Raw genomic sequence first — 25,046 nt, 5'->3', positions numbered from 1 at the left:
TTCTGGTTAATGCGTGCTATGCCCTTAATGCGTAAGTGATTTCATCTAGAATGGAAGTCATGTTCTGCTTCCATCGTGTTTGAGCCTCTTAAACCCTATAGTTAAGAGATTGTTTTTACAAGCGTAATAAATTAAGGTTCGCACCCCATGAATTCACGGCGCTTTTATATTTAAGATAATAAAGGAGTATAGGATGAAAGTTGCAGTTCTCGGTGCTGCTGGCGGTATCGGCCAGGCCCTCGCCCTTCTACTCAAGACCCAACTTCCTTCAGGTTCTGAACTCTTTCTGTACGACATTGCTCCTGTCACCCCAGGCGTGGCCGTTGATCTCAGCCATATCCCTACGCCGGTCAGCATCAAAGGCTTCTGCGGTGAAGATGCCACTCCGGCGCTGCAGGGGGCGGACGTGGTGCTGATTTCCGCCGGTGTGGCACGTAAGCCGGGGATGGACCGTTCCGACCTGTTTAATGTTAATGCCAGCATTGTGCGCAACCTGATCGCGCAGGCGGCAAAAACCTGCCCGCAAGCCTGTATCGGCGTTATTACTAACCCGGTGAATACCACGGTGCCGATTGCGGCCGAAGTGTTGAAGAATGCCGGGGTGTATGACAAGCGCAAGCTGTTCGGCGTCACCACGCTGGACGTCATCCGTTCCAACACCTTTGTGGCGGAGCTGAAAGACAAACAGCCGGAAACACTGGAGGTGCCTGTTATCGGTGGCCATTCCGGCGTGACCATTCTGCCGCTGCTTTCGCAAATTCCTGGCGTTAGCTTCAGCGAGCATGAAGTGGAAGCCCTGACCAAACGTATCCAGGATGCGGGTACCGAAGTGGTGGAAGCCAAAGCTGGCAGCGGCTCGGCAACCTTGTCGATGGGCCTGGCCGCGGCACGCTTTGCGCTTTCCCTGGTGCGCGCCATGAATGGTGAAAAGGGGGTGGTGGAATGTGCTTACGTTGAGGGCGATGGTGAATATGCCCGCTTCTTCGCGCAACCACTGCTGCTGGGTAAAGACGGTATCGAACAATATCAGGCTATCGGGCCGTTGAGCGCTTATGAGCAAAACGCGCTGGACGATATGCTGGACGTGTTGCGTAAAGATATCGAACTGGGCGAGAAGTTTATCCACAACGCCTGATCCCCTGCCTTTAACCGCATAATGTAGCCGCCGGTATGAAACCGGCGGTTTTTTTATTTCTTTTTGCACTCACTGCTTGATACGGCTCTTCCGATCCAGCAAGCGGTTGGTTTGTGGATCAAAATAGCGGCTTGGCCAGATCTCCGCCGGATGCACCTCCAGCGCTTCGGCGATCAGCCATTCGCCTTTTGGCCACGGCCGCGATAGCGCATTCGCCAGGGTGGAAGAACACAGGCCAGCCTTGCGCGACACCGCCGCCAGAGTGGTGCCTTTTTTACGTAATGCCGCAATAACATCCGCTGGGTGCCAGTCAGGTTTCCTTGAATTCATGTTTACATTCCTTTTTTGGTTAGCCAAAGTCATGTTAGTGGTATAAATAAACTGTATAACTTAAACGTTTTCATCAATTAAAACGTTTATACAGAAACCAGAATACCATTAAATTTTCTGGAAAATATCTAAATAGTTTCTGAAATTTTTTCGCTACACTATCGTCAGAGAACATGGCTATGAAAAATGAGTGGTTTGCTGCCAAGGAACTTATAGGCGTTGCGGGGTTACCTTCTTCACCACAAGGAATTAATTTGATGGCCCGTCGTGAAGGTTGGGTTAGCCGTCGCCGCAAAGGTGTTCAGGGAAAGGCGCTGGAGTATCATGTAGATAGCCTGCCGAAAGATGCCCGCCACCTTTTGTTACTGAAAGAAGAACCTGCGAGTTACGATCTGGATCGCAAAGATCCGCTGGTGGTTTGGGTTGAGTACTATTGGCACATGTCAGAGGGCGAACGCGAAAAGGTGTTGGCATTCCTGATGCGTGAAGGGATAGGCAACCTGTTAAAACGCATCAGCGGGGAAAATAACGCCGGGGAAGAGGCATAGGCCCGGGCTGCGGGCCTATGAAAACTGACGGCCGTATTACGTTCTTAATGGTTTCTCTGTACCGCCATATGCGCCAGGCCTTCCAACGCCTGGCGGTATGGCGATGCCGGTAAAACCTGCAGGGCGGCGATAGCTTTGTCGGCTTCTTCCTCTGCACGCAGACGGGTATATTCCAACGAGCCGCATTGCTGCATGGCTGCCAAGACCGGCTCCAGCAGATGGCGGCCGTTGCCTTGCTCAATCGCCTCGCGGATGAGCGCCGCCTGCTCGCTGTTGCCATGGTGCATGGCATGCAGCAGTGGTAGCGTCGGTTTCCCTTCGTTAAGATCGTCACCGGTGTTTTTGCCCAGCGTGGCGCCATCGGCGCTGTAATCGAGCAGATCGTCGATCAGTTGGAACGCGGTGCCCAGGTATCTGCCGTAATCGCGCAGGCTGTTTTCTTCGGCTTCGCTGGCGCCCGCCAAAATCGCGGAAGACTGGGCAGCGGCTTCAAACAGGCGCGCGGTTTTGCTGTAGATCACCCGCATATAGCTTTCTTCGGTAATATCGGGATCGTGGACGTTCATTAACTGCAGCACTTCCCCTTCGGCGATGACGTTGACCGCTTCCGACATCAGCGCCAGCACGCGCAAGGATTCCAGGCTGGTCATCATCTGGAAAGCGCGGGTATAAATGAAATCGCCGACCAGCACGCTGGCGGCGTTGCCGAAAGCGGCGTTGGCGGTGGCTTTGCCGCGGCGCATGTCGGATTCATCTACTACATCGTCGTGTAATAGGGTGGCGGTGTGGATGAATTCAATCAGCGCAGCGACGGTAACGTGCTTGTTGCCTTCATACTGCAGTGCCCGTGCCGCCAACACGGCGATCATCGGGCGAATGCGCTTACCGCCGCCGCTGATGATGTAATAGCCAAGCTGATTGATGAGCGTGACTTCGGAATTCAACTGTTCGAGAATGATTGCGTTCACGTCCGCCATATCTTGCGCGGTTAAATCGGTAATTTGTTCTGGTTTCATTGTATTTTTTTCAGCTGTGTTTCTCTTCACAGCGATCAGATCGCTGTTCACATCGGTGCATGGCGGTAACTGTTTCCTGATTGTACTTGAAAAACGCCCCAGATAAATGCCACGAAAGAAACTGTGTTTTTTTTCTTCTTTTTTCTACTTCAGGCCTGATTCTGCTCTTGTCATGCGCGGGATTATTGCGTAGAATTCGCGCCCTATTGTGAATATTTATAGCGCGCTCTGTACTGAACAGTTAAGCACGCGGAAAGCGGAGTTTTATATGTACGCGGTTTTCCAAAGTGGTGGTAAACAACACCGAGTAAGCGAAGGTCAGACCGTTCGCTTGGAAAAGCTGGACATCGCAACTGGTGAAGCGGTTGAGTTTGACCAGATTCTGATGATCGCAAATGGCGATGATATCAAAATCGGCGTTCCTTACGTCGATGGCGGCAAGATCAAAGCTGAAGTCGTTGCTCACGGTCGTGGCGAGAAAGTTAAAATCGTTAAGTTTCGTCGCCGTAAACACCACCGTAAGCAGCAGGGCCACCGTCAGTGGTTCACTGATGTAAAAATCACCGGCATCAGCGCTTAAGTTAGGAGAGCAGATTAATGGCACACAAAAAGGCTGGCGGCTCGACTCGTAACGGTCGTGATTCCGAATCCAAACGTCTGGGCGTAAAACGCTTCGGCGGCGAAGCAGTACTGGCTGGCAGCATCATCGTTCGTCAGCGCGGCACCAAATTCCACGCTGGTAGCAACGTGGGTTGCGGCAAAGATCACACTCTGTTCGCTTTGAAAGACGGTAAAGTCAAATTCGAAGTGAAAGGCCCGAGCAACCGTAAATTCATCAGCATCGAAGCTGAGTAATTTTTCGAGCCGGTCCTACATAGAAAAAAGCCCCGCAATTCGTTGCGGGGCTTTTTATATTTATGGACACCTCTCTCCCCTGGTGCTTATACGGGTATCATGGAAACAAAACAGCAGGCTGGCATAGGCATTTTTTTAGCGCTGACAACGGCTGTTTGTTGGGGCGCGCTGCCAATCGCAATGAAAGAAGTGCTGGAGACGATGGCGCCGTTTACCATCGTCTGGTACCGCTTTAGCCTTGCCGCAATCGGGCTGTGCCTGATCTTGGCCGTGCGGGGCAGTCTGCCGCCGTTGCAGCTCTTTGCGCGGTCACGCTGGCTGCTGCTGCTGGCGATAGCTACCGCGGGCTTGTTGGGGAATTTCGTGTTCTTTAGCTCCTCGCTACAATACCTGAGCCCGACGGCTTCCCAGGTGATCGGGCAGCTTTCGCCGGTAGGCATGATGTTTGCCAGCGTGTTGATACTGAAAGAACGGATGCGTATCACCCAGGTGATTGGCGCATTGATGCTGATTAGCGGGCTGATGCTGTTTTTTAACGTTAGCCTGGTTGAGATTTTTACTCGCCTGACGGATTACACCCTGGGGGTGCTGTTGGGTGTATGTGCGGCCATGGTGTGGGTCGCTTATGGCGTAGCGCAGAAAGTGTTGTTGCGCCGTCTGGCTTCACCACAAATCCTGGTATTGCTGTACACTTTATGTGCAGCGGCGTTATTCCCTCTGGCCGAGCCGGCGGTGATTTTCCAGCTTAGCGGCTGGCAATTGGCCTGTTTGCTGTTTTGCGGTGCGAATACGCTGATTGGTTATGGCGCGCTGGCTGAAGCCATGGCGCGCTGGCAGGCGGCACAGGTAAGCGCGCTGGTGACGCTCACCCCGTTGTTTACCCTGTTGTTCTCTGATTTATTGGCTTTGGCATGGCCACAGATGTTTGCTGCCCCGCCCCTGAACCTGGTTGGTTATATTGGCGCATTCGTGGTGGTGGCGGGCGCTATGTTTTCCGCAATCGGCCACCGTTGGTGGCCGCGTCGGACAGAAATAAATCGGGTTGCTCCTTTGAAGCCGCCCGGTGAATGAGTTACGGAGACGGTAAATGAAGTTTGTAGATGAAGCGACGATTCAGGTCTTTGCTGGTGACGGTGGTAATGGCTGCGTCAGCTTTCGCCGCGAGAAATATATTCCTAACGGTGGGCCGGATGGCGGCGATGGCGGCGACGGCGGCGACGTCTATCTGTTGGCTGACGAGAACCTGAACACTCTGATTGACTACCGCTTTGAGAAGTCGTTCCGTGCTGAACGTGGCCAGAACGGCCAAAGCCGTGACTGCACCGGCAAGCGTGGTAAAGATATCACTATCAAAGTGCCGGTCGGTACCCGCGTGAAAGATCTCGGCACCGGTGAGATCCTGGGTGACATGACGCGCCATCAGCAGCGCCTGATGATCGCCAAAGGCGGCTGGCATGGCTTGGGCAACACTCGCTTCAAGTCATCGGTGAACCGTGCGCCGCGCCAGAAAACCAATGGCACGCCAGGGGAAGAACGCGACATTCTGCTGGAATTGCTGTTGCTGGCTGATGTCGGGATGCTTGGCCTGCCGAACGCCGGTAAATCTACCTTCATCCGTGCGGTATCCGCCGCCAAGCCGAAGGTTGCCGACTATCCGTTTACCACTCTGGTGCCAAGCCTGGGTGTGGTGCGCATGGACAACGAGCAAAGCTTCGTGGTGGCAGATATCCCTGGGCTGATCGAAGGCGCGGCCGACGGTGCTGGGCTGGGTATCCGTTTCCTGAAGCACCTGGAGCGCTGCCGCGTGCTGTTGCACCTGGTGGATATTGCGCCGATCGATGAGTCCGATCCGGTAGAGAATGCGAAAATCATCATCAACGAACTGCAGCAATACAGCGAAAATCTGGCGCACAAGCCACGCTGGCTGGTGTTCAACAAAGTTGACCTGATGGATGAGGCAGAGGCTGCCGAGCACGCCAAGGCGATTGTAGAGGCCCTGGGCTGGGAAGATAAGTACTACATGATTTCTGCCGCCAATCGTGCCGGCGTCAACGCCCTGTGCTGGGACGTGATGAACTTCATCAACACCCAACCGAAGGAAATGGCGATCGAAGAAAGCGCGCCGGAGAAAGTCGAGTTCATGTGGGATGATTATCACCGTGAACAGCTTGCCGAAGCGGAAGCTGAAGCCGAAGCCACAGACGATGATTGGGATGACGACTGGGACGAAGATGACGACGAAGGCGTTGAAATCATCTACCAGAAGTAAGAAGTTGCCCTGCTGCGTGCCTGCTTATCGGCACGCTTAATGACAAGCCCCGCTTCCCATTGGGAAGCGGGGCTTGTTTGCGTTGGCCGGGTTGTAACCGGCGGCTTGCCTTAGTTGTTTTGGTAGATATCCCGGTACAGGCGGCTTTCAAAGCGCACCAGCGGCACTCGGCGCTGTTTCTGATCTTCCGGCGGCACGGCGTAGCCAGACAGATACTGCACGAACGCATAGCGTTGGCCGCTCGCGGTGGTAATAAAGCCCGCCAGGTTGTAAACGCCCTGCAATGCACCGGTCTTGGCTGAGACTTTGCCGTCGACGCCGGCTTCGTGCAGGCCGCCGCGATAGCGCAGCGTGCCGTCATACCCCGCCAGCGGCAGCATGGAGATAAAGTCCAGCTCGTTGTCATGCTGGGCGATGTACTGCAACGCCTGCATCATGGTGGCCGGCGTCAGCAGGTTGTGGCGCGAGAGGCCGGAGCCGTCGACCACTATATTGTTGCCCAGATCCACGCCGGCTTTTTGGCGCAGCACCTGGCGCACCGCGTCCGAACCTGCACGCCAGGTGCCTGGCACGCCGAAGCGCTCGTGGCCAATGGTGCGGAACACCGTGTCGGCAATCATGTTGTCCGATTTTTTCAGCATGATCTTCAGCAGATCGTGCAGCGGCGCCGACTGGGTCTGCGCGATAACTTCGCCCTTCATGCCCGGTTGGGTTTGGCGTTTCAGGTGGCCTTTGATCACGATACCGGCCTGCGTCAATTCATCTTTCAAAATCGCGCCGGCATAGCTGGCACCATCCTGGACGGCAAATGCCAGCGGCAACGGTTCGCTACGCTGCGTCAGGCAGCCGGTCAGGGTGAAGCGGTTCAGTTCCCCCGGCACCACGTCCAGCTCGCAGTACTGGGCATCCGGCGAGCCTTTTGCCAGGGTGCGCACCTGGCTGAACATGTTCACCGGGTAGTAGGAGGCTACGCGGATAAACGCCATTTCCCCTGGCGTCGGCGCGCTGTAAAGCGAGACCGAGAAACAGTTGCGATCGACGATCGCCGCCGCAGGCGGCGCGCTGAAGCACTGCGTCAGGTCGTTCCAGGGCCAGCCGGGCGCTTTGTCGTGGCTGGCGAACACGGATGTGTCGATAAGCACATCGCCGCTAATTTCCTGCACGCCCTGTTTTTTCAATGCCGCTACCATGTTGCGCAGATTTTGGCGTTTAAAGGTCGGATCGCCGCCAAAACGCGCAATCAGGTTGCCGCGCAGGGTGCCGCCGCTGATGCTGCCCTGGCTTTCCAGCGTGGTGGAAAACCGATAGTCAGGGCCAAGCTGCAGCAATGCCGCCAGCGCGGTCAGCACCTTTTGCGTACTGGCCGGCAGGGCCATCTGCTGCGAGTGATAATCGATGATGGGCGTGGTGGCCCCAATCTTCTGAACGACCAGGGCAAGGTTGGCCCCATCAGGCAAATATTGTGTGTAATCTTCAACCGGGGCCGCATTTGCATTAAGGGCAAATGCACAGGCCAATGCACTGACAATTCGTGGAAAACGCATAATCTCGGGCTAACTGCTGGATAACGTGCCGTCATACTACGGTGCATTAAGGGAAAAAGTAAACGATGACCCCTAAGGAACTCTACGGTAAAATACGTATCAAAATGCAAAACCGAACCTGACTCGGGCACTTGGCCCGAGTCAGGCTTCTTTTGTTTGTCGCCTGGAAACGGTGGTGTGTAACCCTCCGTTTTTTCATACGAATACGTCAGGATGACGGTTATTTGAACAGGAATGATTTAGAGGTATTGATACTATGAAACAGATTCCGATGACCTTGCTTGGCGCAGAAAAGCTGCGTGAAGAACTTGAACATTTGAAAACCGTGCGCCGGCCGAAAATCATTGCCGACATCGCGGAAGCCCGTGAACACGGCGATCTGAAAGAAAATGCGGAATACCATGCGGCCCGTGAACAACAAGGGTTCTGCGAAGGGCGCATTCAGGAAATTGAAGCCAAACTGTCAAACGCGCAGGTGATCGACGTCACCAAGATGCCCGCTAACGGCCGTGTGATTTTTGGCGCTACCGTATCGATATTGAACCTGGATACCGATGACGAAGTGACATACCGCATCGTGGGTGACGATGAGGCCGACTTCAAGAAAAATCTGATTTCGGTAAACTCACCGATGGCGCGCGGTTTGATCGGCAAAGAGCATGATGATGTGGTGGTGATTAACACCCCAGGCGGCGACGTTGAATATGAAATCCTGAAGGTCGAATATCTTTGATCGCGCCGGCTCTGGTTATAAGTTAGCCAGCTTTTTGTAAAGAAAGGAAAAAGGCCGCACGCGGCCTTTTATCTTGAACCGGTGCATGGCACCTTTTCGCTAAACTGGCGGCGTTTAACGCGGTAAACTGATTTTTCGCTCTTTGCTTGGGCGATAAAGCACGAGCGTACCACCGATAACCTGTACGTTGCAGGCGCCGGTTTCACGAACGATAGCGTCGGCGATCAGGGACTTGGTTTCGCGATCTTCAGCCGCGATCTTTACCTTGATCAGCTCATGGTGCTCCAGAGCCTGTTCTATTTCAGCCAGCACCCCTTCGGTCAGACCGTTATTACCCAGCATGACTACCGGTTTTAACGGGTGCGCCAAGCCTTTCAGGTGCTGTTTTTGTTTGTTATTCAGATTCATTGTCTTTTTTGCTTAAGTTGGGATTGAAAACGGTACATTCTACCGCCATCTCATGTATATCACCAAATCGGTCTGTGACCTGTGGGAGTCTACGTGAGTCGCGAACTTGGCATAAGGCTCTTTTTAGGATAGTTGGAAAACGAGATGGCGAATAAAAAGCGTTCGGCCAGTTCCAGTCGCTGGTTACAAGAACACTTTAGCGATAAATATGTGCAACAGGCGCAGAAAAAAGGGCTGCGATCTCGCGCCTGGTTTAAACTTGATGAAATACAGCAAAGTGACAAACTGTTTAAACCGGGAATGACCGTCGTGGATTTGGGCGCAGCGCCAGGTGGCTGGTCGCAGTACGTCGTGACCCAGATCGGCGGCAGCGGGCGTATTATTGCCTGCGATCTTTTGCCGATGGATCCTATCGTCGGCGTCGATTTCCTTCAGGGCGACTTTCGTGATGAACTGGTGCTAAAAGCCTTGATGGAACGTGTAGGTGAAAGTAAGGTTCAGGTGGTCATGTCCGACATGGCCCCGAATATGAGTGGCACCCCGGCAGTCGATATACCAAGATCGATGTATCTGGTTGAACTCGCGCTTGATATGTGTCGTGATGTTCTCGCACCAGGTGGAAGTTTTCTGGTGAAGGTGTTCCAGGGAGATGGCTTTGACGAGTATCTGCGGGAAATTCGCTCCCTGTTTACGAAGGTTAAGATTCGTAAGCCAGACGCTTCTCGCGCACGTTCGCGTGAAGTGTACATTGTAGCGACAGGGCGCAAACTGTAGTACCCTAACGCTGTTTGTTAACACAGTTGTAATATGAGGTTAATCCCTTGAGTGACATGGCGAAAAACCTAATTCTCTGGTTGGTCATCGCGGTAGTATTGATGTCCGTATTCCAGAGCTTTGGGCCCAGCGAGTCGAATGGCCGTAGGGTAGATTACTCTACCTTCATGTCCGAACTGACCCAAGATCAGATTCGTGAAGCACGAATTAACGGACGTGAGATCAACGTTACCAAGAAAGATAGTAACCGATACACGACTTTTATCCCTGTTAACGATCCAAAACTGTTGGATACGTTACTGACCAAGAATGTGAAAGTTGTCGGTGAACCGCCTGAAGAGCCGAGTTTGCTGGCTTCTATCTTTATTTCCTGGTTCCCGATGCTATTGCTGATCGGCGTCTGGATTTTCTTTATGCGGCAAATGCAGGGCGGCGGCGGCAAGGGCGCGATGTCCTTCGGCAAGAGCAAGGCCCGCATGCTGACGGAAGACCAGATCAAAACCACGTTTGCCGACGTTGCGGGCTGTGACGAAGCCAAAGAAGAAGTCAGCGAACTGGTGGAATACCTGCGCGAGCCGAGCCGTTTCCAGAAGTTGGGCGGCAAGATCCCGAAAGGCGTGCTGATGGTGGGGCCACCGGGTACCGGTAAAACCCTGCTGGCGAAAGCCATTGCGGGCGAGGCCAAAGTACCGTTCTTCACCATTTCCGGTTCCGACTTCGTTGAAATGTTCGTCGGTGTGGGTGCTTCCCGCGTGCGCGACATGTTCGAGCAGGCCAAGAAGGCCGCGCCGTGCATCATCTTCATCGATGAAATCGACGCCGTCGGTCGCCAGCGTGGCGCCGGCCTGGGTGGTGGTCACGATGAACGTGAACAGACGCTGAACCAGATGCTGGTTGAGATGGACGGTTTCGAAGGCAACGAAGGCATTATCGTGATTGCCGCGACTAACCGCCCGGACGTGCTGGACCCTGCGCTGCTGCGTCCTGGCCGTTTTGACCGCCAGGTTGTGGTTGGGCTGCCGGACGTACGCGGCCGTGAGCAGATTCTGAAAGTGCATATGCGCCGCGTACCTTTGGCGGCGGATATCGACGCCTCGGTGATTGCACGTGGTACCCCTGGCTTCTCCGGCGCCGATCTGGCGAACCTGGTGAATGAAGCCGCCTTGTTTGCCGCCCGCGGTAACAAGCGTGTCGTGTCGATGGTGGAGTTTGAGAAAGCCAAAGACAAGATCATGATGGGGGCTGAACGCCGCTCCATGGTGATGACCGAAGCGCAGAAAGAATCGACCGCGTATCACGAAGCAGGCCACGCCATCATCGGCCGCCTGGTTCCTGAACACGATCCTGTGCATAAGGTAACGATTATTCCGCGTGGCCGCGCATTGGGTGTGACGTTCTTCCTGCCGGAAGGCGATGCGATCAGCGCCAGCCGCCAGAAGCTGGAGAGCCAGATTTCCACGCTGTACGGTGGCCGCCTGGCGGAAGAGATCATCTACGGGCCGGAAAAAGTGTCTACCGGTGCGTCGAATGACATTAAAGTCGCCACCTCCATCGCGCGCAACATGGTGACCCAATGGGGCTTCTCCGAGAAGCTGGGGCCGCTGTTGTATGCCGAAGAGGAAGGCGAAGTGTTCCTGGGCCGCTCGGTGGCCAAGGCGAAGCACATGTCTGATGAAACGGCGCGCATTATCGATCAGGAAGTGAAGTCGCTGATTGAACGCAACTACACCCGTGCGCGTACGCTGTTGATGGAAAACATGGATATCCTGCACTCAATGAAGGATGCCCTGATGAAATATGAAACCATCGACGCGCCGCAGATCGACGATCTGATGAACCGTAAAGACGTGCGCCCGCCGGCAGGCTGGGATGATGCGAGCAAAAACAACAGCTCTGACAACGGCGGCAGCCCGAAAGCGCCGACGCCGGTTGATGAGCCACGTACGCCAAACCCAGGCAACACTATGTCTGAACAGCTCGACAAGTAAGTTGGCTGTGCAATAACATCAAACCCCGGCCAGCCCGGGGTTTTTTATTGCCCAATGGGCGATGAATTCGGAACAGTAAGGTAGATTTATCATGCAGTTGACCGTGCGCGACATGACTCTTGACCTCACCCATCCGCAGGTGATGGGCATTCTCAACGTCACACCTGACTCCTTCTCTGACGGCGGCCGCCATAATTCGCTGAATGCCGCGCTGCAGCATGCGCAGGCGATGATTGCCGCAGGCGCGACGATGATCGATGTGGGCGGCGAATCAACCCGCCCCGGGGCGGCCGATGTCAGCGACGACGAGGAGTTGGCGCGCGTGGTGCCGGTGGTTGAAGCGCTGGCGCAGCGCTTTGAAGTCTTTATTTCGGTTGATACCTCGAAGGCGGCGGTGATCCGCGAATCCGCAAACGCGGGCGCGCATTTGATCAACGATGTGCGATCGTTACAGGAACCGGGCGCATTGGCTGCAGCGGCACAAAGTGAACTGCCGGTGTGCCTGATGCACATGCAGGGCGAACCACGCACGATGCAACAGGCGCCGCAGTATGACGATCTGATTGGTGATGTGAATGCGTTTTTCCAGCACCATATTGCCCGCTGCAATGCGGCGGGGATAACAAATCAGAAATTGCTGCTCGACCCAGGCTTCGGTTTCGGTAAGAATCTGGCGCATAATTATCAGCTTCTGGCACGGTTATCCGAGTTTCATCATTTCGGTTTGCCGCTATTGGTGGGCATGTCACGTAAATCCATGATTGGCCAACTGCTTAATGTACCGCCTGAACAACGGCTTATCGGCAGCGTTGCCTGCGCGGTTATCGCTGCGATGCAGGGCGCGCAGATTGTCAGAGTGCATGACGTTAAAGAAACCGTCGAGGCGATGCGTGTCGTCGAGGCAACACTTTTAGCTAAGGGACAGTAGAGACTATGAGCGAGCGTAAATATTTTGGCACCGACGGCATCCGTGGCAAAGTCGGTGACAGCCCGATAACCCCGGACTTCGTCCTTAAGCTCGGTTGGGCGGCAGGGAAAGTGCTGGCGCGTCATGGCTCTCGCAAGATCATCATTGGCAAAGACACCCGTATCTCCGGCTATATGCTGGAGTCAGCGTTGGAAGCCGGCCTGGCGGCTGCGGGGCTGTCCGCTTCGTTCACCGGCCCGATGCCGACGCCTGCGGTGGCGTACCTGACGCGGACTTTCCGCGCCGAGGCCGGCATTGTGATTTCGGCTTCGCACAACCCGTTTTACGATAACGGCATCAAGTTCTTTTCCATCGATGGCGCCAAGCTGCCGGATGAGGTTGAAGAGGCGATTGAGGCCGAGATGGAAAAACCATTGACCTGCGTTGAATCCGCCGAGTTGGGTAAGGCCAGCCGGATCATCGACGCCGCCGGCCGCTACATTGAATTTTGTAAAGGCACCTTCCCGAGCGAGCTGAGCCTGAAGGGGCTGAAAGTGGTGGTTGACTGCGCGAATGGTGCCACCTACCACATCGCGCCGAGCGTGCTGCGCGAGCTGGGGGCGAAGGTGATCGCCATCGGCATTGAGCCGGACGGCATGAACATCAACGAAAAATGCGGCGCGACCGACGTGCGCCAACTGCAGGAACGCGTGCTGGCGGAAAAAGCCCACGTCGGGCTGGCATTTGACGGCGACGGCGACCGCGTCATGATGGTTGACCATTTGGGCAACAAGGTAGATGGCGACCAGATTCTGTATATCATCGCCCGTGAAGGGCTGCGCCAGGGCCAACTGCGCGGCGGCGCCGTGGGCACGCTGATGAGCAACATGGGCCTGCAACTGGCGCTGAAACAACTGGGCATTCCTTTTGCCCGCGCGAAAGTGGGTGACCGCTACGTGCTGGAAAAAATGCAGGAATTGGGGTGGCGCATCGGGGCGGAAAACTCCGGCCACGTGATTTTGCTGGATAAAACCACCACCGGTGATGGTATTGTCGCTGGCCTGCAGGTGCTGACGGCGATGGTGCGCAACCATATGTCTCTGCACGATCTGTGCAGCGGGATGAAACTGCTGCCGCAGGTGCTGGTCAACGTGCGCTTTGCCGGCGAGCACAACCCGCTGGAGTCTGCCGCGGTGCTGAAAGAAGCCGAAGCGGTGGAAGCTGAATTGGCCGGCCGTGGCCGCGTGCTGCTGCGTAAATCCGGCACCGAACCCCTGATCCGCGTGATGGTGGAAGGGGAAGACGAGCAGCAGGTCACCGCGCTGGCAAACCGTATTGCCGATGCGGTGAAATCCGCCGGTTAAAACAGTCGGTTACCCGGCGGCGGTGGGCCATGCCGCCGGTGAAACCCTTTTTGGCGTTTTTTTCCGCAAACGCGCCGGCGGTAGTAAATTGCCCTTGCGCGCTTTGACGGCTTTGGTTAGTATTCACACCCGCTTCAGTGGGTAGTTGATAAAAACGCCTGCTTTTTTGGTGAGAAGCCTTTGGTTCGCGGTGAACCCGCAAGGATACAGGTACAACTATGTACGAAGCTCTTTTGGTAATTTTCCTGCTGATCTCAATCGGGCTTGTGGCTCTGATTATGCTGCAGCAAGGTAAAGGTGCTGATATGGGAGCCTCATTCGGCGCAGGTGCTTCCGGCACGCTGTTTGGTTCGAGTGGTTCCGGTAACTTCATGACCCGTATGACGGCGGTACTGGCGACGTTGTTTTTCGTCATTAGCCTGATTTTGGGCAACCTGAGCAGCAACCAAAGCAAAAAAGGCAGTGAGTGGGAAAATCTGGGCCAGCCAGTGAAAACTGAGCAGGCGCCTGCACCGGCCGCACCAGCCAAGCCAAGCAGCGATATCCCGCAGTAAGCCGGTTATACAGTGTTTGAAAGCGGTCGTTAGTTAACATTCGGCGGCCGCTGCAGTAGAAGTAAACAGTACCGAGGTGGTGGAATTGGTAGACACGCTACCTTGAGGTGGTAGTGCCCTAACGGGCTTGTGGGTTCGAGTCCCATCCTCGGTACCAATCCTAAGATAACTTGCAATTTTGCGATTATCAGCGTAGTATTTGCCACGTTTTCGGACGCGGGGTGGAGCAGCCTGGTAGCTCGTCGGGCTCATAACCCGAAGGTCGTCGGTTCAAATCCGGCCCCCGCAACCACTTTCCTTCAAGTGTTTATTTTCAAATACACTTTTCGATTGAAATCCGCTTTTCTCGAACGACATTTGAAAATGATACTTGTATCGGAAGTTGTACCGAAGCCGCTGTGCGGCAAACAGGGTCCAGTTGCATAAAGCCCCGAATTTTCGGGGTTTTTTGTTATTTGGCAACAGAATCACTGGGCTATTAGGCCCTTTTTTTATGTCTTGGGGGTGGGCTTGTCCACATTAGAGCAAAAATTAACAGAGATGCTTTCGGCACCGGTAGAGGCGTTGGGCTTTGAGCTTGTAGGCATCGAATTTATTCGTGCGCGCCAATCGACGCTCCGCATCTATATTGATAGTGAAGACGGTATCACTGTTGATGATTGTGCTGATGTCAGCCACCAGGTCAGCGCGGTGTTGGATGTTGAAGATCCCATCACTGTCGCTTACAACTTGGAAGTCTCCTCTCCTGGCCTTGATCGTCCAATGTTCACCGCAGAGCACTATACTCGCTTCCTCGGTGATGAAGTCAGCATGGTCTTGCGCATGGCGGTACAGAACCGCCGCAAATGGCAGGGCATTATCAAGTCTGTCGAAGGCGAAATGATCACGGTTACTGTGGATGGGAAAGATGAAGTGTTCGCGCTGAGCAATATTCAGAAAGCGAACCTGGTACCCCACTTTTAAAGAGTTTGGATGAGGCAACTAGGATGAATAAAGAGATTCTGGCTGTTGTTGAAGCTGTTTCCAATGAGAAAGCCCTGCCGCGTGAGAAAATCTTCGAGGCGTTGGAAACCGCATTAGCGACTGCAACCAAGAAAAAATACGAGCAGGAAATTGATGTTCGCGTCAGCATCGACCGTAAAACCGGCGATTTTGACACTTTCCGCCGCTGGCTTGTGGTTAATGAAGTGACCCAGCCAACGCGTGAAATCACCCTGGATGCGGCTCAGTTTGAAGAACCGTCCATTGATCTGGGCGGCTATATTGAAGATCAGATTGAATCTGTGACCTTCGACCGTATCACCACCCAGACCGCCAAGCAGGTTATCGTACAGAAAGTGCGTGAAGCCGAGCGCGCGATGGTGGTTGACGCCTTCCGCGAGCACGAAGGTGAAATCGTCACCGGGGTGGTCAAGAAAGTTAACCGCGACAGCATTTCGCTGGATCTGGGCAGCAATGCCGAAGCCGTCATCGGCCGTGAAGACATGCTCCCGCGTGAAAACTTCCGCCCGGGCGACCGTATTCGCGGCGTGCTGTATGCCGTGCGCCCTGAAGCACGCGGCGCTCAATTGTTCGTTAGCCGTTCCCGCCCGGAAATGCTGATTGAACTGTTCCGCATCGAAGTGCCGGAAATCGGCGAAGAAGTGATCGAAATTAAAGCGGCAGCCCGCGATCCGGGTTCCCGTGCAAAAATTGCCGTGAAAACCAATGATAAGCGCATCGATCCGGTCGGCGCCTGCGTTGGTATGCGCGGTGCGCGCGTACAGGCCGTATCAAGCGAACTGGGCGGCGAGCGCATTGATATTGTGCTGTGGGATGACAATCCTGCGCAGTTCGTCATCAACGCCATGGCGCCGGCCGATGTGGCCTCGATCGTCGTTGATGAAGATAGGCACACCATGGATATTGCCGTTGAAGCCAGCAACCTGGCACAGGCGATTGGCCGTAATGGCCAAAACGTGCGTTTGGCCTCTCAGCTTAGCGGTTGGGAACTGAACGTGATGACGGCGGAAGATCTGCAGGCTAAACATCAGGCCGAGGCTCATGCCGCCATTGATACCTTCACCAAGTATCTTGATATTGACGAAGATTTCGCCACTGTACTGATTGAGGAAGGCTTCTCAACGTTGGAAGAGTTGGCTTATGTGCCAATCAACGAGCTGCTGGAAATCGACGGTCTTGATGAAGATACGGTTGAAGCGTTGCGCGATCGCGCCAAAGCTGCATTGACCACATTGGCCCTGGCCCAGGAAGAAAGTCTGGGCGATCAAAAGCCTGCTGATGATCTGCTCAACCTGGCAGGGTTGGAGCGCAGCATGGCTTTCAAGCTGGCCGCACGTGGGGTTTGTACGCTGGAAGATCTTGCCGAGCAGGGTGTTGACGATCTGGCTGATATTGAAGGGCTTAGTGATGAGCAAGCCGGTGAGCTGATTATGGCTGCACGTAATATCTGTTGGTTTGGCGACAACGCGTAATAAACTGTAGCAGGAAGGAACAGCATGACGACAGATGTAACCGTAAAATCGCTGGCAGCAGAGATCCAGACCTCGGTTGATCGCCTGGTACAGCAGTTTGCTGATGCAGGGATCAACAAGTCTGAGGCAGACTCTGTGACCCAGCAAGAGAAAGAAACTTTACTGGCGCACCTAAACCGTGAACACGGTAGTGCGCCGGGGAAGCTAACGTTGCAGCGCAAAACGCGCAGCACCTTGAACATTCCGAGCACCGGCGGTAAAAGTAAATCGGTGCAAATTGAGGTCCGCAAGAAACGCACTTACGTAAATCGCGATGCACAAGAAGCCCAACAGGCTGAAGCGGCTGAGCAGGCACGGCGTGAAGCGGAAGAGCAGGCACGGCGCGAAGCGGAAGAGAAAGCGAAACGCGAAGCAGAAGCGAAGCGCGCAGCCGAAGAGCAAGCCAAACGTGAGGCCGCAGAGATCGCGAAGCGTGATGCAGCGGAAAAAGAAAAAGTGACCAATCAACATACCGACGAAATGACCAAGCCAGCTCAGGCAGAAAAAGCACGCCGCGAAGCCGAAGCCGCAGAACTGAAACGTAAAGCGGAAGAAGAAGTGCGCCGTAAGGTCGAAGAGGAAGCCAAACGCGTGGCTGAAGAAGCACGCCGTATGGCGGAAGAAAACGGTGAGAAATGGGCCCAGGCCGATGCAGCAAGCGAAGCGGTAGAAAGCGCAGATTATCACGTGACCACGTCGCAGCACGCTCGCGCTGCCGAAGACGAGAACGATGCCAAAGTTGAAGGCGATCGTCGCAGCCGTAGCCGTGGTGGTAAATCTACCAAGCAGAAGAAAGGCAATAAGCTGTCTGAATCCAAGGCCGATCGTGAAGAAGCTCGCGCGGTTACCCGCGGTGGCAAAGGCCGTCGTAAGCCAAGCACGCTGCAGCAGGGCTTCAACAAACCGGCGCAGGTGGTTAACCGTGACGTGGTGATCGGCGAGACCGTCACCGTGGCTGAACTGGCCAACAAAATGGCGGTTAAAGGTTCCCAGGTTATCAAAACCATGATGAAACTGGGTGCGATGGCAACCATCAACCAGGTTATCGATCAGGAAACTGCACAGCTGGTTGCTGAAGAAATGGGTCATAAAGTGATCCTGCGCCGTGAAAACGAGCTGGAAGAAGCGGTCATGAGTGACCGTGACACCGGTGCGGCTGCCGAATCGCGCGCGCCAGTGGTGACCATCATGGGTCACGTTGACCATGGTAAAACGTCACTTCTGGACTACATTCGCTCCACCAAGGTGGCATCTGGCGAAGCCGGCGGCATTACCCAGCATATTGGTGCGTACCACGTTGAAACCGACAACGGTATGATCACCTTCCTGGATACCCCGGGCCACGCCGCGTTTACCGCCATGCGTGCACGTGGTGCGCAAGCGACCGACATCGTGGTGTTGGTTGTTGCCGCCGATGACGGTGTGATGCCGCAAACCATTGAAGCTATCCAGCACGCCAAAGCGGCGAAAGTGCCGGTAGTGGTTGCGGTGAACAAGATTGATAAACCAGAAGCCGATCCGGATCGCGTGAAAAACGAACTGGCGCAGTATGGCATCATCCCGGAAGAGTGGGGCGGTGAAGCGCAGTTTGTTCATGTTTCTGCCAAAGCCGGTACCGGTATCGACGAGTTGCTGGATGCTATCCTGCTGCAAGCCGAAGTGTTGGAACTGAAAGCCGTGCGTAAAGGTATGGCGAGCGGCGTGGTGATCGAGTCCTTCCTGGATAAAGGCCGCGGCCCGGTTGCTACCGTTCTGGTGCGTGAAGGTACCCTGAACAAGGGCGACATCGTGCTGTGCGGCTTTGAGTATGGCCGTGTGCGTGCGATGCGTGATGAAACCGGCAGTGAAGTTCAGGAAGCCGGCCCGTCTATTCCGGTTGAGATCCTGGGCCTGTCCGGCGTACCGGCTGCTGGTGATGAAGCGACCGTAGTACGTGACGAGAAAAAAGCGCGTGAAGTGGCGCTGTATCGTCAGGGCAAATTCCGCGAAGTCAAACTGGCTCGTCAGCAGAAATCCAAGCTGGAAAACATGTTCGCCAACATGACCGAAGGCGAAGTGTCCGAAGTCAATATCGTGCTGAAAGCCGATGTACAGGGCTCGGTCGAAGCGATTTGCGATTCGCTGCTGAAACTCTCCACCGATGAAGTGAAGGTGAAGATTGTGGGCTCCGGCGTAGGTGGTATCACCGAAACCGACGCGACTCTGGCTGCGGCATCCAATGCGATCCTGGTTGGCTTTAACGTGCGTGCTGATGCTTCCGCTCGCCGCGTGGTTGAGTCCGAAAGCCTGGATCTGCGTTACTACTCCGTGATCTACGATCTGATCGACGAAGTGAAACAGGCGATGAGCGGTATGTTGGCGCCTGAGTACAAGCAGCAGATTATCGGCCTGGCCGAAGTGCGCGACGTCTTTAAATCACCGAAGTTTGGTGCCATCGCCGGTTGTATGGTTACCGAAGGCGTGGTTAAACGTCACAACCCAATCCGCGTGCTGCGTGAAAACGTGGTTATCTATGAAGGCGAGCTGGAATCCCTGCGCCGCTTCAAGGATGACGTGAACGAAGTCCGCAACGGCATGGAATGTGGTATCGGTGTGAAAAACTACAATGATGTTCGCACTGGCGACATGATTGAAGTATTTGAAGTCATCGAGATCCAGCGTACCATCGATTAAGCTTCGAATAACGCTTACATTTGCTTTGGGGGGCCTTGTGCCCCCCGATTTGTCTGGAGGATTTCCAAATGGCAAAAGAATTCAGCCGCGGCCAACGTGTGGCGCAAGAGATGCAAAAAGAGATTGCGATCATTTTGCAGCGTGAAGTCAAAGATCCGCGCATTGGCATGGCGACCGTATCCGGCGTGGAGGTTTCCCGCGATTTGGCCTATGCCAAAGTTTATGTCACCTTCCTTAATGTGTTGACCGATAACCACGATCCTGAGCTGGTTACCAAGGGGATCAAAGCATTGCAGGACGCTTCTGGCTACATTCGCACCCTGCTGGGCAAAGCGATGCGCCTGCGCGTGGTGCCGGAACTGACCTTCGCCTACGACAACTCACTGGTTGAAGGCATGCGTATGTCCAACCTGGTGACCAACGTGGTGAAACACGATGCCGAACGCCGTTCGGCATCAGGCGATGACGAGGAGGCTTAATGAGCCGCCCTCGTCGCCGCGGCCGTGATATTCACGGCGTCCTGTTGTTGGATAAGCCGCAAGGCTTGTCATCCAACGATGCCTTACAGAAGGTCAAGCGCCTGTATAACGCCAATCGGGCCGGCCATACCGGCGCGCTCGATCCATTGGCGACCGGCATGCTGCCTATCTGCCTGGGCGAAGCGACCAAGTTTTCCCAGTTTTTGCTCGACTCCGATAAGCGTTACCGCGTTATCGCCAAGCTGGGCCAGCGCACGGATACCTCTGATGCCGATGGTCAGATAGTGCAGGAACGCCCGGTAGCCTTTAGCCGTGAGCAACTGGATGCCGCACTGGCGCAGTTCCGCGGCCCGATCCAACAGGTGCCGTCGATGTATTCGGCGCTGAAGTATCAGGGCAAAAAACTGTACGAGTATGCGCGTCAGGGCATTGAAGTGCCGCGTGAAGCGCGCGCCATCACGGTGTATGAACTGCTGTTCATCCGTTGGGAAGGTGATGAACTGGAATTGGAAGTTCACTGTTCCAAGGGCACCTATATTCGCACCATTGTTGACGATCTTGGCGAAGTGCTCGGCTGTGGCGCGCATGTGATTTATCTGCGCCGCCTGCAGGTCGCGAAGTACCCGATTGCGCGTATGGTGACGCTGGAACAGCTGGCTGCGCTGCAGCAACAGGCGCAGGAGCAGGATATGGCGCCGGGCGAGCTGCTGGATCCGCTGCTGATGCCGATGGATAGCCCGGTGGAAGATTTTCCTGAGGTGAACCTGCTGCCGGCGGTGGCGGGGTATGTCAAACAGGGGCAATCGGTTCGTTCCGCGGCCGCGCCTGCTGCGGGCATGGTGCGCATCACCGAAGGCGATGAACGCAAATTTATCGGCGTTGGTGAGATTGCCGATGACGGCCGTGTGGCGCCAAAACGCCTGGTTGTCGAGTACGCCGACTGAACGTGGCCTGGTCATTTTTCCCCCTTTTAGTAACGCGCCTACAGCTTGAAGGATCGCGGGGATAAGGGTAGAATGGCGCAGCCTATGCATGGGTTGCTGAATTAGAGATCGGCGCCCGTATTTTTTATCTATAATTTGGAGTGTTACAATGTCTCTAAGTGTTGAAGCTAAAGCTAAAATCGTAGCGGACTTCGGTCGTGATGCTAATGACAGCGGTTCTACCGAAGTTCAGGTTGCCCTGTTGACTGCACAGATCAACCACCTGCAAGGTCACTTTGCAGAACACAAAAAAGATCACCACAGCCGTCGTGGTCTGCTGCGTATGGTTTCTCAGCGTCGTAAGCTGCTGGACTACCTGAAGCGTAAAGATGTAGCGCGTTACACCAGCCTGATCGAGCGTCTGGGCCTGCGTCGCTAATCGAGCAAGTTTCAGTGGAAAGGGGCCTATTTAGGCCCCTTTCTTCTAGGAAGCATAAGCAAATCAGGTTAATGTATACCCGATTGATTTCAATTTTCAGGAAGGTGGCAAGCGAGTCAATCCGATGCGTTTACTTCGGTGAATGAAGCGGGTAAGCGCGCGCAGCCAATCAGCCTGTAGCTTGAAAGACGAAGGGCATACCATCTGAAATGGTAAAAAATGGTCTTCTATTACAGAGGTTCGCGCGGCTAATGAGAGACTTTACTCCGGGCGTGAGTAAGGATTGTCATTAGTCGCGAGGATGTGATGAGAAGGCAAATCAAGTCACTGGCGTTGTTTGAGTCGTCATTACGATTGCGCGCCTAATTTAAGGATTGTATTTTGCTGACACCGACTATCCGCAAATTCCAGTATGGCCAGCATACCGTCACGATTGAGACCGGTATGATGGCGCGTCAGGCCACTGCCGCCGTTATGGTAAGCATGGATGACACCGCAGTATTCGTTACCGTTGTAGGCCAGAAGAAAGCGAAGCCTGGCCAGGGCTTCTTCCCGCTGACCGTGAACTACCAGGAGCGTACTTACGCTGCCGGCCGTATTCCGGGCAGCTTCTTCCGCCGTGAAGGCCGCCCGAGCGAAGGTGAAACCCTGACCTCGCGCCTGATCGACCGCCCAATCCGCCCACTGTTCCCGGAAGGCTTCCTGAATGAAGTTCAGGTTATCGCCACCGTAGTTTCCGTTAACCCGCAGGTGAACCCGGATATCGTTGCGATGATCGGGGCTTCTGCTGCGCTTTCGCTGTCCGGTATCCCGTTCAACGGCCCAATCGGTGCGGCACGCGTAGGTTACATCAATGACCAGTACGTGCTGAACCCAACCGTTGACGAGCTGAAAGAAAGCCGTCTGGATCTGGTTGTTGCCGGTACCGCTGGTGCGGTGCTGATGGTTGAATCCGAAGCGGACATCCTGAGCGAAGATCAGATGCTGGGCGCCGTGGTCTTTGGCCATGAGCAACAGCAGGTGGTGATTGACAACATCAATGCGTTGGTAAGCGAAGTTGGCAAACCAAAATGGGATTGGCAGCCGGCTTCGGTTGATGAAGCGCTGCACGCCCGTGTGGCCGAGCTGGCAACCGCTCGCCTGGGTGACGCTTACCACATCACCGAGAAACAAGAGCGCTATGCGCAGATCGATGCAATCAAAGAAGATGTGGTTGCCGCGCTGCTGGCGCAGGATGAAACGCTCGATGAAGCTGAAATCAACGATATCCTCGGCCAGGTAGAGAAAAACGTGGTCCGTAGCCGCGTGCTGCGCGGTGAGCCGCGTATCGACGGCCGTGAAAAAGACATGATCCGCGGCCTGGACGTGCGTACCGGCGTGCTGCCACGCACCCACGGTTCTGCACTGTTCACCCGTGGTGAAACGCAGGCGCTGGTTACCGCCACGCTGGGTACTGCCCGCGATGCGCAAACGCTGGATGAGCTGTTGGGCGAGCGCACTGATAATTTCCTGCTACACTACAACTTCCCTCCGTATTCTGTTGGCGAAACCGGTATGGTGGGCTCACCGAAGCGTCGTGAGATCGGCCATGGCCGTCTGGCGAAGCGCGGTGTTATGGCCGTGATGCCTAAAGGCGATGATTTCCCGTATACGGTGCGTGTGGTTTCCGAAATCACCGAATCCAACGGTTCTTCATCCATGGCTTCCGTCTGCGGCGCTTCTCTGGCGCTGATGGATGCTGGCGTTCCGATCAAAGCTGCCGTTGCCGGTATCGCAATGGGCTTGGTGAAGGACGACGAAAACTTTGTGGTTCTGTCCGACATCCTCGGTGACGAAGATCACCTGGGCGACATGGACTTCAAAGTAGCCGGTAGCCGTGAAGGTATCACCGCGCTGCAGATGGACATTAAAATTGAAGGTATTACCCGCGAAATCATGCAGGTAGCACTGAACCAGGCCAAGGGTGCGCGTTTGCATATCCTGGGTGTGATGGAACAGGCTATCAGCACGCCACGCGGCGATATCTCTGAGTTCGCACCGCGTATTCATACCATCAAGATCAATCCGGACAAAATCAAGGATGTGATCGGTAAAGGCGGTTCTGTGATCCGTGCGCTGACCGAAGAAACCGGCACCACCATCGAAATCGAAGATGACGGTACTGTGAAGATCGCGGCGACCGACGGCGATAAAGCGAAACACGCAATTCGCCGCATCGAAGAGATCACCGCAGAGATCGAAGTTGGCCGTATTTACCAGGGTAAAGTCACCCGTATCGTTGATTTCGGTGCCTTTGTGGCCATCGGCGGCGGTAAGGAAGGCCTGGTGCATATTTCTCAGATCGCAGACAAGCGCGTTGAAAAAGTCACCGACTATCTGCAGATGGGCCAGGAAGTACCGGTTAAGGTGCTGGAAGTTGACCGTCAGGGCCGTGTGCGCCTGAGCATCAAGGAAGCAACAGCGCCAGAAACCGCTGCTGCGCCTGCGCCTGAAGTAGAATAAACTGTAATTACACAGTTTTGGCAGCTCCCTTCCATCGGTTGGGAGCTGTTCGTACCCCGTGGGCAGGATGCTCGCGTTTTAAGCAGGCGGAGAACAGGATGTTCATCCAATGTTTGTCTTCGGGAGTGGGAAATGAAGTCTTTCTTGCGCTGGTGTTATGTTGCGACAGCAATCATGCTGGCAGGATGCAGCAACTATGATTGGCGTAAAGACGAGGTTCTGGCTATTCCGTTGCAGCCCACGCTGCAGCAGGAAGTGATCCTGGCGCGCATGGAACAAATACTTGCCAGCCGGGCACTGACGGACGATGAGCGCGCGCAGCTTTTATATGAGCGCGGAGTGCTGTATGATAGCCTTGGGTTACGTGCGCTGGCGCGTAACGATTTTTCGCAAGCGCTGGCAATACGTCCTGATATGCCGGAAGTTTTCAACTACCTGGGCATATACTTAACGCAGGCAGGCAATTTTGATGCTGCCTATGAAGCGTTTGATTCGGTACTAGAACTTGATCCAACTTACAATTACGCGCGTTTAAACCGGGGCATCGCACTGTATTACGGCGGTCGCTTTCTGTTAGCGCAGGATGATCTGCAGGCGTTTTATCAAGACGACCCAAACGATCCCTTCCGTTCGTTGTGGCTGTACCTTGTGGAGCGAGAAATCGATCCCAAGAAGGCCGACGTAGCGCTCGAGCAGCGTTATGAAAAAGCGAACCGAGGGCAATGGGGATGGAATATTGTCGAATTCTACCTGGGCAAAATCAGCGAAAAAACGCTGATGGAACGCCTCAAGGCAGATGCAACGGATAACACTTCGCTCGCTGAGCATCTCAGTGAAACTGACTTCTATTTGGGTAAACACTACCTGAGTCTGGGGGACAAGGACATCGCTTCGGCGTTGTTCAAACTGACGGTGGCTAACAACGTTCATAACTTTGTTGAGCACCGCTATGCATTGTTGGAATTGGCGCTTTTGGGCCAAGAGCAAGACGACCTATCGGAATCGGACCAGCAATAGCTGACGAACACTTATCAGCCTGAACGACATTGGTTTAACCGCCAAAGTTATCGCCTTAACGGGCGAGGGCCTTTT

General features: G+C 54.7%; 24 protein-coding genes and 2 tRNA genes. 22 read left to right on the top strand and 4 right to left on the bottom strand.

Going from position 1 to position 25,046, the window contains the following annotated elements; genetic code table 11:
* The first annotated feature begins 193 nt into the window (after positions 1 to 193).
* Positions 194 to 1,135: a malate dehydrogenase gene (mdh, locus tag ACN28Q_RS09480; protein ID WP_095846120.1), complete on the top strand. Its 942-nt coding sequence runs from the start codon at positions 194 to 196 to the stop codon at positions 1,133 to 1,135.
* A gap of 69 nt (positions 1,136 to 1,204) precedes the next feature.
* On the opposite strand, the gene ACN28Q_RS09475 is transcribed toward mdh, so the two are convergent.
* Positions 1,205 to 1,465 carry a helix-turn-helix domain-containing protein gene (locus tag ACN28Q_RS09475; RefSeq protein WP_095846119.1) on the bottom strand — a complete coding sequence of 87 codons (261 nt, stop codon included), beginning with the start codon at positions 1,463 to 1,465 and terminating at the stop codon, positions 1,205 to 1,207.
* 179 nt (positions 1,466 to 1,644) lie between these two features.
* Between ACN28Q_RS09475 and ACN28Q_RS09470 the strand changes: the two genes are divergently transcribed.
* Positions 1,645 to 2,013: a DNA-binding protein gene (locus ACN28Q_RS09470; protein WP_095846118.1), complete on the top strand. Its 369-nt coding sequence runs from the start codon at positions 1,645 to 1,647 to the stop codon at positions 2,011 to 2,013.
* 44 nt (positions 2,014 to 2,057) lie between these two features.
* Here the strand turns inward: ACN28Q_RS09470 and ispB are convergent, their stop codons facing one another.
* The gene (gene ispB, locus ACN28Q_RS09465) at positions 2,058 to 3,029 is read right to left on the bottom strand and encodes an octaprenyl diphosphate synthase (RefSeq protein WP_095848980.1); all 972 of its coding nucleotides are present in this window, start codon (positions 3,027 to 3,029) and stop codon (positions 2,058 to 2,060) included.
* 268 nt (positions 3,030 to 3,297) lie between these two features.
* On the opposite strand from ispB, the gene rplU reads away from it, so the two are divergent.
* The 4 genes from rplU (at position 3,298) to cgtA (ending at position 6,153) form a co-directional block, all read left to right on the top strand.
* Positions 3,298 to 3,609, top strand: a complete 312-nt coding sequence (gene rplU, locus ACN28Q_RS09460) for a 50S ribosomal protein L21 (RefSeq protein ID WP_095846117.1) — start codon at positions 3,298 to 3,300, stop codon at positions 3,607 to 3,609.
* A 17-nt stretch (positions 3,610 to 3,626) separates the two neighbouring features.
* Positions 3,627 to 3,884, top strand: coding sequence for a 50S ribosomal protein L27 (rpmA, locus tag ACN28Q_RS09455; RefSeq protein ID WP_095846116.1), 258 nt, complete (start codon positions 3,627 to 3,629; stop codon positions 3,882 to 3,884).
* Between the two features lie 99 nt (positions 3,885 to 3,983).
* Positions 3,984 to 4,955 carry a DMT family transporter gene (locus ACN28Q_RS09450; RefSeq protein ID WP_095846115.1) on the top strand — a complete coding sequence of 324 codons (972 nt, stop codon included), beginning with the start codon at positions 3,984 to 3,986 and terminating at the stop codon, positions 4,953 to 4,955.
* A gap of 16 nt (positions 4,956 to 4,971) precedes the next feature.
* Positions 4,972 to 6,153: an Obg family GTPase CgtA gene (gene cgtA / locus ACN28Q_RS09445; RefSeq protein ID WP_095846114.1), complete on the top strand. Its 1,182-nt coding sequence runs from the start codon at positions 4,972 to 4,974 to the stop codon at positions 6,151 to 6,153.
* A gap of 110 nt (positions 6,154 to 6,263) precedes the next feature.
* Here cgtA and dacB read toward each other — a convergent pair whose 3' ends face one another.
* A complete protein-coding gene (gene dacB / locus ACN28Q_RS09440; protein WP_095846113.1) occupies positions 6,264 to 7,697 on the bottom strand; it encodes a serine-type D-Ala-D-Ala carboxypeptidase in 1,434 nt (477 codons plus the stop codon).
* 256 nt (positions 7,698 to 7,953) lie between these two features.
* Here dacB and greA point away from each other — a divergent pair, with 256 nt between their 5' ends.
* Entirely contained in the window at positions 7,954 to 8,430 is a 477-nt protein-coding gene (gene greA / locus ACN28Q_RS09435; protein ID WP_095846112.1) for a transcription elongation factor GreA, read from the top strand.
* A 114-nt stretch (positions 8,431 to 8,544) separates the two neighbouring features.
* Here greA and yhbY read toward each other — a convergent pair whose 3' ends face one another.
* Entirely contained in the window at positions 8,545 to 8,838 is a 294-nt protein-coding gene (gene yhbY / locus ACN28Q_RS09430) for a ribosome assembly RNA-binding protein YhbY (protein WP_095846111.1), read from the bottom strand.
* Between the two features lie 144 nt (positions 8,839 to 8,982).
* Between yhbY and rlmE the strand changes: the two genes are divergently transcribed.
* The 15 genes from rlmE to nlpI all read left to right on the top strand — a co-directional run bounded on the left by rlmE (position 8,983) and on the right by nlpI (position 24,971).
* The gene (gene rlmE / locus ACN28Q_RS09425; protein ID WP_095846110.1) at positions 8,983 to 9,612 is read left to right on the top strand and encodes a 23S rRNA (uridine(2552)-2'-O)-methyltransferase RlmE; all 630 of its coding nucleotides are present in this window, start codon (positions 8,983 to 8,985) and stop codon (positions 9,610 to 9,612) included.
* A gap of 56 nt (positions 9,613 to 9,668) precedes the next feature.
* The gene (gene ftsH, locus ACN28Q_RS09420; protein ID WP_095846109.1) at positions 9,669 to 11,600 is read left to right on the top strand and encodes an ATP-dependent zinc metalloprotease FtsH; all 1,932 of its coding nucleotides are present in this window, start codon (positions 9,669 to 9,671) and stop codon (positions 11,598 to 11,600) included.
* A 91-nt stretch (positions 11,601 to 11,691) separates the two neighbouring features.
* The gene (gene folP, locus ACN28Q_RS09415; RefSeq protein WP_095846108.1) at positions 11,692 to 12,528 is read left to right on the top strand and encodes a dihydropteroate synthase; all 837 of its coding nucleotides are present in this window, start codon (positions 11,692 to 11,694) and stop codon (positions 12,526 to 12,528) included.
* Between the two features lie 5 nt (positions 12,529 to 12,533).
* Positions 12,534 to 13,871: a phosphoglucosamine mutase gene (gene glmM, locus ACN28Q_RS09410; protein WP_095846107.1), complete on the top strand. Its 1,338-nt coding sequence runs from the start codon at positions 12,534 to 12,536 to the stop codon at positions 13,869 to 13,871.
* 218 nt (positions 13,872 to 14,089) lie between these two features.
* On the top strand, positions 14,090 to 14,425 hold the full coding sequence (secG, locus tag ACN28Q_RS09405; RefSeq protein WP_095846106.1) for a preprotein translocase subunit SecG: 336 nt from the start codon (positions 14,090 to 14,092) through the stop codon (positions 14,423 to 14,425).
* 70 nt (positions 14,426 to 14,495) lie between these two features.
* Positions 14,496 to 14,582, top strand: a tRNA-Leu gene (locus tag ACN28Q_RS09400).
* A 58-nt stretch (positions 14,583 to 14,640) separates the two neighbouring features.
* A tRNA-Met gene (locus ACN28Q_RS09395) sits at positions 14,641 to 14,717 on the top strand.
* A 218-nt stretch (positions 14,718 to 14,935) separates the two neighbouring features.
* Positions 14,936 to 15,388: a ribosome maturation factor RimP gene (gene rimP / locus ACN28Q_RS09390; RefSeq protein WP_145957816.1), complete on the top strand. Its 453-nt coding sequence runs from the start codon at positions 14,936 to 14,938 to the stop codon at positions 15,386 to 15,388.
* A gap of 23 nt (positions 15,389 to 15,411) precedes the next feature.
* Positions 15,412 to 16,899 (top strand): transcription termination factor NusA, encoded by a 1,488-nt coding sequence (nusA, locus tag ACN28Q_RS09385; RefSeq protein ID WP_095846105.1) that lies wholly within the window; start codon positions 15,412 to 15,414, stop codon positions 16,897 to 16,899.
* 24 nt (positions 16,900 to 16,923) lie between these two features.
* The gene (gene infB / locus ACN28Q_RS09380) at positions 16,924 to 19,611 is read left to right on the top strand and encodes a translation initiation factor IF-2 (RefSeq protein ID WP_095846104.1); all 2,688 of its coding nucleotides are present in this window, start codon (positions 16,924 to 16,926) and stop codon (positions 19,609 to 19,611) included.
* A 68-nt stretch (positions 19,612 to 19,679) separates the two neighbouring features.
* The gene (rbfA, locus tag ACN28Q_RS09375) at positions 19,680 to 20,090 is read left to right on the top strand and encodes a 30S ribosome-binding factor RbfA (RefSeq protein WP_095846103.1); all 411 of its coding nucleotides are present in this window, start codon (positions 19,680 to 19,682) and stop codon (positions 20,088 to 20,090) included.
* Positions 20,090 to 21,034, top strand: a complete 945-nt coding sequence (gene truB, locus ACN28Q_RS09370) for a tRNA pseudouridine(55) synthase TruB (RefSeq protein WP_095846102.1) — start codon at positions 20,090 to 20,092, stop codon at positions 21,032 to 21,034. Before rbfA ends, truB begins: the two co-directional genes overlap by 1 nt.
* A gap of 148 nt (positions 21,035 to 21,182) precedes the next feature.
* On the top strand, positions 21,183 to 21,452 hold the full coding sequence (gene rpsO, locus ACN28Q_RS09365; protein WP_095846101.1) for a 30S ribosomal protein S15: 270 nt from the start codon (positions 21,183 to 21,185) through the stop codon (positions 21,450 to 21,452).
* A 381-nt stretch (positions 21,453 to 21,833) separates the two neighbouring features.
* Complete coding sequence (gene pnp, locus ACN28Q_RS09360; RefSeq protein WP_095846100.1) at positions 21,834 to 23,954, top strand: polyribonucleotide nucleotidyltransferase; 2,121 nt, start codon at positions 21,834 to 21,836, stop codon at positions 23,952 to 23,954.
* Positions 23,955 to 24,086: 132 nt separating this feature from the next.
* Positions 24,087 to 24,971: a lipoprotein NlpI gene (gene nlpI, locus ACN28Q_RS09355; RefSeq protein WP_095846099.1), complete on the top strand. Its 885-nt coding sequence runs from the start codon at positions 24,087 to 24,089 to the stop codon at positions 24,969 to 24,971.
* The last annotated feature ends 75 nt before the right edge of the window (positions 24,972 to 25,046 follow it).

The organism is Gibbsiella quercinecans, from assembly GCF_002291425.1.
In the GTDB taxonomy this organism is placed as follows: domain Bacteria; phylum Pseudomonadota; class Gammaproteobacteria; order Enterobacterales; family Enterobacteriaceae; genus Gibbsiella; species Gibbsiella quercinecans.
Note: the sequence above shows the minus strand (reverse complement) of the source record. Positions and strands in the feature narration are given on the sequence as shown.